This is a genomic window from bacterium (assembly GCA_027622355.1).
Lineage (GTDB): Bacteria > UBA8248 > UBA8248 > UBA8248 > UBA8248 > JAQBZT01.
Genome location: JAQBZT010000109.1, coordinates 1 through 8,739 on the forward strand (window position 1 = coordinate 1; position 8,739 = coordinate 8,739).

Sequence of the window (8,739 nt, forward strand, 5' to 3'; positions counted from 1 at the left end):
GGAGCTTCTCTTGGGCGAAGGGCAGATAGCCCTCCCGCCAGTCCCCGAGGCGATCCCCCACGGGGCGCCGGCTGGGCAGCTCCCGCTGATATTCGAAGAAACCTGTTGGCTTACCCATGGGCCCCCTCCATGACCGCGACTTCCCAGGGGATTCCCTGTTCCTTGGCTCGCTTCATTGCGGTCAGGGCGCGCTTGTAGTCGCGCGGCATGATTTTCACGAATTTGGGCTGGTAGTCGGACCAGAGGTCAAGGACGCGCTGCGCCACGCTGCTGGCTGTGTAGTTGGCGTGGTTGCGGATCAGGGTCTTCACCTCCTCGATGTCGTCCGGCACGGTCAGTTCCTCGATATCCACCAGGACCATGTTGCAGCGCGAGCGGAAGCCGCCCTCCTCGTCGAGGACGTAGGCGACGCCGCCCGACATGCCCGCCGCGAAGTTGCGGCCCGAGTGCCCGAGCACCACCACCCGGCCGCCCGTCATGTACTCGCAGCCGTGGTCCCCCACGCCCTCCACCACGGCGTGGGCGCCGCTGTTGCGGACGCAGAAGCGCTCGCCCCCGATGCCGCGGAAGTAGGCCTCGCCCCCGGTCGCCCCGTAGAGGGCGACGTTGCCGATGAGGATGTTCTCCTCGGCGGGGAAGGAGGACTCCTTCGGGGGGAAGACGATGAGCTTGCCGCCCGAGAGGCCCTTGCCGATGTAGTCGTTCGCGTCTCCCTCGAGGGTCAGGGTGACGCCCTTGGGGACAAAGGCGCCGAAGCTCTGGCCGGCGGAACCCTTGAAGTGGATTCTGATGGTGTCCTCGGGCAGCCCCTCGAAACCGTGGCGCCGGCTAATCTCCGAACCGAGGATGGTGCCCACCGTGCGGTTCACGTTCTCGATGCGGAGGTGGAGCTGAACAGGAACCTTCTTCTCGATCGCCTCCTGGCACGCCGGGATGATGGTGGTCACGTCCAGGGTCTTCTCGAGGCCGTGGTCCTGCCCGCGCACACAGCGGATGGCAACGCCGGGCCCCATGTCGGGCTTGTGGAGGATGGCCGAGTAGTCGAGCCCCTTCGCCTTCCAGTGGTCCACCGCCTTGCGGATGTTGATGCGGTCCACGCGGCCAATCATCTCGTCCATGGTGCGGAAGCCAAGCTCCGACATGTACTCGCGCACCTCCTGCGCGATGAAGCGGAAGAAATTCTCGACGAACTCGGGCTTGCCGCTGAACTTCTTGCGGAGCCCGGGGTCCTGGGTGGCGATGCCGACCGGGCAGGTGTTCAGGTGGCACACGCGCATCATCACGCAGCCCAGCACCACCAGCGGCGCGGTGGCGAAGCCGAACTCGTCCGCCCCGAGCAGGGCGGCGATGACCACGTCGCGGCCCGTCTTCAGCTGGCCGTCCACCTGGACGATGATGCGGTCGCGCAGCTTGTTCAGCACCAAGACCTGCTGGGTCTCGGCGAGGCCGAGCTCCCAGGGGGTGCCGGCGTGCTTGATGCTGGTGATGGCCGAGGCGCCGGTGCCGCCGTCGTGGCCGGAGATGAGGACCACGTCCGAGTGCGCCTTGGCCACGCCCGCGGCGACGGTGCCCACCCCCACCTCCGAGACGAGCTTCACGTGGATGCGCGCCCGGGGGTTGCTGTTCTTCAGGTCGAAGATGAGCTGGGCCAGGTCCTCGATGGAGTAGATGTCGTGGTGCGGCGGGGGCGAGATCAGCCCCACGCCCGGGGGGGAGTAGCGGACCTTGGCGATCCAGGGATAGACCTTGCCGCCGGGCAGCTGGCCGCCCTCGCCGGGCTTGGCCCCCTGGGCCATCTTGATCTGGAGGTCGTCCGCGTTCACGAGGTACTCGCTCGTGACTCCGAAGCGGCCCGAGGCCACCTGCTTGATGGCGCTGCGGCGGGAGTCGCCGTTCGGGTCGGGGACGTAGCGGGCCGAGTCCTCGCCGCCCTCGCCCGTGTTGGACTTGCCGCCCAGGCGGTTCATGGCGATGGCGAGGGTCTCGTGCGCCTCCTGGCTGATGGAACCGTAGGACATCGCTCCGGTGGCGAAGCGCTTGACGATGGATTCGACGGACTCGACCTCCTCCAGAGGCACCGGTTTATTGGACTTCTTGAACTCGAAGAGGCCCCGCAGGGTGGACAAGCCCTTGCTCTGGTCGTCCACCCGTTTGGTGTACTCGCGGAAGACGCTGAACTGGCCCGTGCGGGTGGAGTGCTGAAGCTTGAAGACGGTCTCCGGGTTGAAGAGGTGGATCTCCCCGTCGCGCCGCCACTGTATCTCGCCGCCGCAATCCAGCCCGGGCTTGCCCGCGGGCCGGGCGTGGAAGGCCTTGCGGTGGCGGATGAGGGTCTCCTCCGTCACCACGTCGAGGCCGATGCCGCCGATCCGCGAGGGCGTCCAGGTGAAGTAGCGGTCCACGAACTCCTTCTTGAGCCCCACCGCCTCGAACACCTGGGCTCCGGTGTAGGACTGGACAGTGGAGATGCCCATCTTCGAGATGACCTTGAGGATCCCCTTCTTGAGAGCCTTGATGTAGTTCTCGACGGCCGTCTTGTGGTCGATCTCAGTCAGGATGTTGCTGCGGATCATGTCGTCCAGGGTCTCGAAGGCCAGGTAGGGGTTGATGGCGTTCGTCCCGTAGCCGATGAGGACGCACATGTGGTGCACCTGGCGCGCCTGGCCGCTCTCGAGCACGAGGCCGACCTTGGTGCGGGTGCCCGAGCGGACGAGGTGGTGGTGCAGGCCCGCCATGGCCAGCAGGGCGGGGATGGGGGCCATCTCCTCGCTCATACCCCGGTCCGAGACGATGATGATGTTGTGGCCCTTTTTGATGGCGCGGTCGGCTTGGCGGAAGAGCTCGTCCAGGGCGGCCTCAAGCGCCTTCATCCCGCCCGAGGCCTGGAAGAGGATGGGCAGCTTGGCCGTCTTGAAGAAGGGATGATCTATGTGGGCAATCCGGGCCAGCGACTCGTTGTCCAGGATCGGGGAGTCGAGCTTGAGCTGGCGGCAGGAGGCCTCGTCCGGTTCAAGGATGTTGCCGCTCGCGCCGATGGTGATGGACATCTGGGTCACCAGCTCCTCGCGGATGGCGTCGAGGGGCGGATTCGTCACCTGGGCGAAGAGCTGCTTGAAGTAGTCGTAGAGCAGCCGGGAGTGGTTGGAGAGAACGGGGAGCGCCGTGTCGTCCCCCATGGAGCCGACGGGGTCATCGCCCCGGGTGGCCATGGGGGTGAGGAAGAAGCGGATGTCCTCCTCGGTGTAGCCGAAGGCCATCTGCCGCTGGAGCACGGTCTCGTGGTCAGGCTCGGGGAGCTCGGGCGCCTCGGGGAGCTCCTCGAGGGGCACGAGGTTTTCGGTCAGCCACTTCTTGTAAGGCTTGGCCGAGGCGTAGCGCCGCTTGATCTCCTCGTCGTCGATGATGCGGCCCTCGGCCGTGTCCACCAGGAAGATGCGGCCCGGGTGGAGCCGCTCTTTGAAGAGGACGTTCTCGGGGAGAATGTCCAGCACCCCCACCTCGGAGGCCATGATCACCAGGCCGTCCTTGGTCACGTAGTAGCGCGAGGGCCGCAGGCCGTTGCGGTCAAGCACGGCGCCGATGGTGGTGCCGTCGGTAAAGGCGATGGAGGCCGGGCCGTCCCAGGGCTCCACGATGCAGCCGTGGTACTCGTAGAAGGCCTTGCGATCCTCGTCCATGGACTCGTGCCCGCTCCACGGCTCGGGGATCATCATGAGCATGGCGTGGGGCAGCTCGTAGCCGCCCATGTAGAGGAACTCGAGCACGTTATCGAATACGGCCGAGTCGCTGCCGCTCTCGATCACGATGGGCAGGATTTTCTCGATCTCGGGAAAGTGCTCGGACCGGCAGAGCGCCTCGCGGGCGTGCATCCAGTTGATGTTGCCGCGCAGGGTGTTGATCTCCCCGTTGTGGCACAGGTAGCGGTAGGGGTGCGCCCGGGGCCAGGAGGGGAAGGTGTTGGTGGAGAAGCGCGAGTGCACGAGGGCAAGCGCCGTCTCCATGTCGGGGTCCCTGAGGTCAGCGAAAACCGGGGCCAGCTGATGGGTGGTCAACATGCCCTTGTAAACAATGGTCTGGGCCGAGAGGCTGGGGATGTGGAAAAAGAGCCGCTCGGTCATGTCGCTCTTGGCGACGGCGTGCTCGACCCGCTTGCGGATGACGTAGAGCTTGCGCTCGATGTCCATCTTCCCGGCCTTGGGGTCGAAGCCGCCGATGAAGAGCTGCCGGAAGCGGGGCGCCCCGGCCTTGGCCGTGGGCCCGATGGGCGAGAGGTCGGAGGGAATCTCGCGCCAGCCCAGGCTCTCGCAGCCCTCCTCCGCGATGATGGCCTCGAAGAGGGTCTCGCACTGGTTCGTCTGGATGGGGTCCGGGGGCAGGAAGACGATGCCCGCCCCGTAGCGGCCCTCCTCGGGGAGGGCGATGCCTTCGCCGTCGCACACCTTGCAGAAGAACTTGTGGGGCATCTGAATGAGGATGCCAGCGCCGTCGCCGGTGTTCTCCTCGCAGCCGCAGGCGCCCCGGTGGGCGAGATGCTCCAGGCCGGTGATGGCCATGTCGATGATCCGGCGCGATTTGCGCCCCTTGATGTCCACCACGAAGCACACGCCGCAGGCATCGTGTTCGTTCCGGGGGTCGTAGAGCCCCTGGAGGCGTGGCATACCGTGGCCTCTCATCGGAGTCCTCTCCCAAAAAATTGATTCTGGATTGCTGGCATTAAAAAATCCGGGGATGTTCCCCTGCCTCCTCCCCCGTCAAGACAGGTGGCCCGCCGGGTCCGGCAGGTGAGATAGGGTACAAAATTATCTGCTTAAAGCCAAGTGATATCTTTTAATTCTTTGCATAAGCTTTACTTATGACATAGACTGCCCCCGCCATGAACCTTGAGACCATTGCGCTCTTCTGCCAAGTCGTCCGCCTCCAGAGCTTCTCCCGGGGAGCGGCCCTGGTCGGCGTCACCCAGCCGGCGGCCAGCCAGGCCATCCGCCAGCTCGAGGAGAGCCTCGGGGCCCAGCTGATCGACCGGAGCATGCGCCCCTTCTCCATCACCCCCGAGGGGGAGAAGTTCTACCGGGCGAGCCGGCGGCTGGTCGAGGGCTTCGAGCGCGTGCGGGCCGAGATCGCCCAGGACCGCCAGCGCATCGAGGGCCCGGTCCGCGTCGCGGCCATCTACTCGGTCGGCCTTCAAGAGATGGGCGCCCTCATGCAGCAGTTCCGGGTCTCCTACCCCGACGCCCGGATTCGCCTCGAGTGCCTCCACCCCAAGGAGGTCGTCCAGTCGGTCATCAACGACAACGCCGACGTGGGCATCCTCTCCTACCCGCCGACGAGCCGCGCCCTGACGATCATTCCCCTGCGCCGGGAGCCGCTCAGCTTCGTCTGCCCGCCGGAGCACCCCCTGGCCCGGAAAAAAATCATCAGCGGCGGCGATCTCTCCCGCGAGCCGCTCATCGCCTTCGACCCCGATCTCGCCATCCGCAAGTCCAGCGACCGGACGCTGCGCCGGCACCATGTGCGGATGGAGATCGTCCTCGAACTCGACAATCTCGAGAGCATCAAGCAGGGCATACTCGCCGGCGCGGGGGTGAGTATCCTTCCCGGCCCGGCCGTCGAGAAAGAGGTGGCCGCCGGCGCCCTGTGCGCGATTCCGCTCTAGATGGTGATCCACCGCCCCATCGGCCTCATCCACCGCAAGCAGAAGCATCTCTCGCCGGCTGTCGCGCGCTTCATCGAAATGATCCGGGAGACCCGCTGATTTTCTCCGCTGGCCGGCGGGGAAAAGGTGCGCTACCGTTTCGGGGAATGACACAATCCTAGACGGGGAGGCGGCGTGAGCGAGGAGAAAAGCAAGAAGCACCCCTGGTCGGACAAGATATGGGAACGGCAGAAAAACCCCTGGGGCTGGGTGCTCCGCCTCTTCTTTCTGATCACGATGTGCTTCGCCGCCTGGACGCACAACTGGCTCAGCCTCATCTTCAGCGCCCTCGGGCTGGCGACCTGCCCCTTCTGGTTCGACCCGCCGCGGCGCATCCCGCGCTGGGCCGAGCAGGCCATCGCCAAGGAACTGCAGCGCCTCGAACAGCCCCCCGGCGGCATGCGGGTGATCGAGAATTTCGCGGGCGTCATCCTCCTCGCCTTCGCCCTCGTCTCCTTCTGGCGCCGCGAGCTCGGCACCGGGGTGTTCGTCCTCGAAATCATCCTGTTCTACAAGCTCATCTGGAGCGTCATCATCATGCGGGAAACCTCATGGCTGGTGGGCTTCTTCCTCCTCATCGCCATCATCGCGCTCTTCGCCCTCGCCCTCGCGGGGGGTACCCCGGCCGGACCCTGACCCGCCCGCGCCTTCCCTTCACGCCCCGAGCTTCTCCGCCAGCCAGTCGGCCATGTAGGCGAGCGGGGTGGAGACGTAGTCCATGTGGCAGTGCTGGGCACCGCCGTCCTCCCCATTGAAAACCTTCAGGGTCTTGTCCTTGGCGCCCACCGCGCGGTAGAGCGCTTTGGCTTCCTTGAGGGAGATCTGCTGATCGTCCTCGCCGTGCGCGAGGAGAAACGGGCAGCGCATCCGCTGCACGATGCCGTCGAGGCGGAAGCCCTCGAGCCGCTCCAGCGCCTCATCGAGCGTCTTGACGCCGAAGCTCCAGGTAAGGTGGTCTCCCGGGACGGGGAGCTGCGAGTGAAAGGCGGCCTCGATGCGCCGCTTCCAGGTGGCGTGGTAGTCCCAAATCGCGCCCCAGGCGCAGCAGGCCTTGAAGCGCGGCTCCATGCTCGCGGTGCGCGAGGTGTAGTAGCCCCCCAGGCTCGGGGCGAAGACCCCGGCGCGTCCCGCGTTCACGTCCTTTCGTTTTTCCAGCCAGTCGAGGGCCGCCCCGCCGGCCACTTCATAGTCGTGGCGCAGGTGGATCCCCCGGAAGCGGATGGACTCGCCGATGCCGGGGCTGTCCATGATGAGAGCGCTCATCCCCCGGCGGGAGAGGGCCTCGGCCGCCATGACATAGCTCATCTCCTTCGTCCCGTCGAAGCCGTTGTACATCACCACGACGGGCGGGCGCTTTTTCCGCGTGGTCTGCGCGTGGACGAAATACGCCGCCATCTTCTTTTTTCCCTCGAGGGGGATGTCCACGATCTCGGTGCGCGGGCCATCGTTCAGCTGCACATACTTGTGGAAGCAGCCGATCGAGCGCCGGTAGAGATCGAGCGCCTCCTTGTTCTTGGGAAAAGCGAAGCGGTCCGCCATCTGGAGGTAGACCGCGGCGCGCACATAATGGCCCGCCGCCGAGAGATGCTGCCCCTTGCGCTCGGCGGAAGCCGCCTCTTTCTGCACGCGATCGCCGAGGCGGGTCCACTCCCTGACCCAGAGACCGTCGTCCCCCACCTTTTTTTCGAGCCTTCGCGCCGCCTGAAAGATCTCGCCCGGGTCCGTCCCTCCGGTCACCGCCATCGAAAGCGCAATCGATATGTTGAACGACCAGCGGTAGTCCTCCGGAAAGTAGGCGAACCAGGGCCGCTTGCGGATTGCCTTCACCACCATCAACGATCTCCTTTCTTCGCTGTGTCCGGCTTCGCCGCCGGACAGGTCAAAATGTACCGGCGCGCCTCCCGGCGGACCACTTCACGGCGGACCACTTCGGCCCCGCCCTCTCTTCGCACGTTCGGGCTTTTCTTCGCGCAACGGAACCCCTTGACCGGACTTTTCCAGCCGGGGGGATAGGCGTGCGCGCACTCGCAGGCGGGGCCCACCCCGCAGAGAACCTTGTAGGGGGTGCCGCTTCCCCGTTCCCTGCCGCGCACCTCATCGGAAGTCCACTCCCAGATGGACCATCTGAAAACGAGGCTTTTCGCCTCGCAGGCGGACATCCATTCCTTCTCGGTGGGAAGGCGCTTTCCCTGCGCCTCGCAGTAAGCCTTCGCCTGGTACCAGGTGACGTTGACGGCGGGGGCGTCGGGCGAGTCGGTGACGAGCTTTTCCTTCGAGCCGGTTTTTTTGAGAAACGCCGTAAAATCCGCGGCCGAGACCTGCTGGCGGTCGAGGGCGCCCGATGCGGCAAGGGCCAGACCCGCGCCAAAGGCGAAAAGGACAAGAAGCCCCGCGCCGATCTTTCCTCTCCGCCGACGATCGATCATCCCCATCTATTCTCCATCGAGAAGACGCGCGCCCGTTTCGAAGGCCTCGCGGAAGCGATCGAGGCCGTGGCTTCCGCCGTTGACGAGCCGCCGCACCGCGGCGAGGTCTCCGGCGAGCACCCCTTCCTTGATCCGGCGCTCCTTGTCGGCCAGGAAGGCGGCGAGTATCCGTGCGGCGAGCCCGGGGGCGTTCGCCTCCTCCGGATGGGCCAGCAGATCCGCGCCCAGCGCCGCGCCGTAGCGGCGGTAGTTGTCCTTCCCGGTGAGCTGGACGTAGCCCCTCCCGCGGTAGCGCTCTCCGTCGGGCGGGCCCTCGTTTCCGAGATCGCGCCGGCGGTCGTACAGATCGAAGGGATGGCCCCCGGGGGAAGTATTGTACCTCGATTCGCCCTCCCCGATGGGGAGGAAACCCTCCGTCTCGGCGCGGATGGTGGCGAGCGCCGTCAGGACCATCGCCCGGTCCACATGCCCGGCCGCCCGGAGGGCACCCAGGATGTGCGGCAGGTTCGCCTCGATGTTCTGCCGCGGGGTGTGGGGAAACATCCGGGCGGCGAGATCGGCGCTGGCCCGCGGGGTCACATCCTCCGCCTCCACTTCGGGCAGCGCCGCCCCTGCCCCCTC

General features: G+C 66.1%; 6 protein-coding genes. 2 read left to right on the forward strand and 4 right to left on the reverse strand.

Going from position 1 to position 8,739, the window contains the following annotated elements; translation table 11 throughout:
• Window positions 1–110: 110 nt before the first annotated feature.
• The gene (gene gltB, locus O2807_07905; protein MDA1000423.1) at window positions 111–4,658 is read right to left on the reverse strand and encodes a glutamate synthase large subunit; all 4,548 of its coding nucleotides are present in this window, start codon (window positions 4,656–4,658) and stop codon (window positions 111–113) included.
• Between the two features lie 215 nt (window positions 4,659–4,873).
• On the opposite strand from gltB, the gene O2807_07910 reads away from it, so the two are divergent.
• Both O2807_07910 and O2807_07915 read left to right on the forward strand, forming a co-directional pair.
• Window positions 4,874–5,653 (forward strand): LysR family transcriptional regulator, encoded by a 780-nt coding sequence (locus tag O2807_07910; GenBank protein ID MDA1000424.1) that lies wholly within the window; start codon window positions 4,874–4,876, stop codon window positions 5,651–5,653.
• A 174-nt stretch (window positions 5,654–5,827) separates the two neighbouring features.
• Window positions 5,828–6,328, forward strand: a complete 501-nt coding sequence (locus tag O2807_07915) for a hypothetical protein (GenBank protein MDA1000425.1) — start codon at window positions 5,828–5,830, stop codon at window positions 6,326–6,328.
• Window positions 6,329–6,346: 18 nt separating this feature from the next.
• Here O2807_07915 and O2807_07920 read toward each other — a convergent pair whose 3' ends face one another.
• From O2807_07920 to O2807_07930, 3 genes are all read right to left on the reverse strand, one after another.
• On the reverse strand, window positions 6,347–7,525 hold the full coding sequence (locus tag O2807_07920; protein MDA1000426.1) for an alpha/beta hydrolase: 1,179 nt from the start codon (window positions 7,523–7,525) through the stop codon (window positions 6,347–6,349).
• Entirely contained in the window at window positions 7,525–8,118 is a 594-nt protein-coding gene (locus O2807_07925; GenBank protein MDA1000427.1) for an SUMF1/EgtB/PvdO family nonheme iron enzyme, read from the reverse strand. The genes O2807_07920 and O2807_07925 overlap by 1 nt, the downstream gene beginning before the upstream one ends.
• Window positions 8,119–8,124: 6 nt before the next feature.
• Window positions 8,125–8,739 (reverse strand): peptidoglycan-binding protein (locus O2807_07930; GenBank protein ID MDA1000428.1); only part of this gene is annotated, 615 nt, incomplete at its 5' end.

Bases quoted from the DNA above. Each gene is read 5' to 3' on its own strand.
- O2807_07910 (MDA1000424.1), top strand. From the start codon at position 4,874: ATGAACCTTGAGACCATTGCGCTCTTCTGCCAAGTCGTCCGCCTCCAG.
- gltB (MDA1000423.1), bottom strand. From the start codon at position 4,658: ATGCCACGCCTCCAGGGGCTCTACGACCCCCGGAACGAACACGATGCC.
- O2807_07925 (MDA1000427.1), bottom strand. From the start codon at position 8,118: ATGATCGATCGTCGGCGGAGAGGAAAGATCGGCGCGGGGCTTCTTGTC.
- O2807_07920 (MDA1000426.1), bottom strand. From the start codon at position 7,525: ATGGTGGTGAAGGCAATCCGCAAGCGGCCCTGGTTCGCCTACTTTCCG.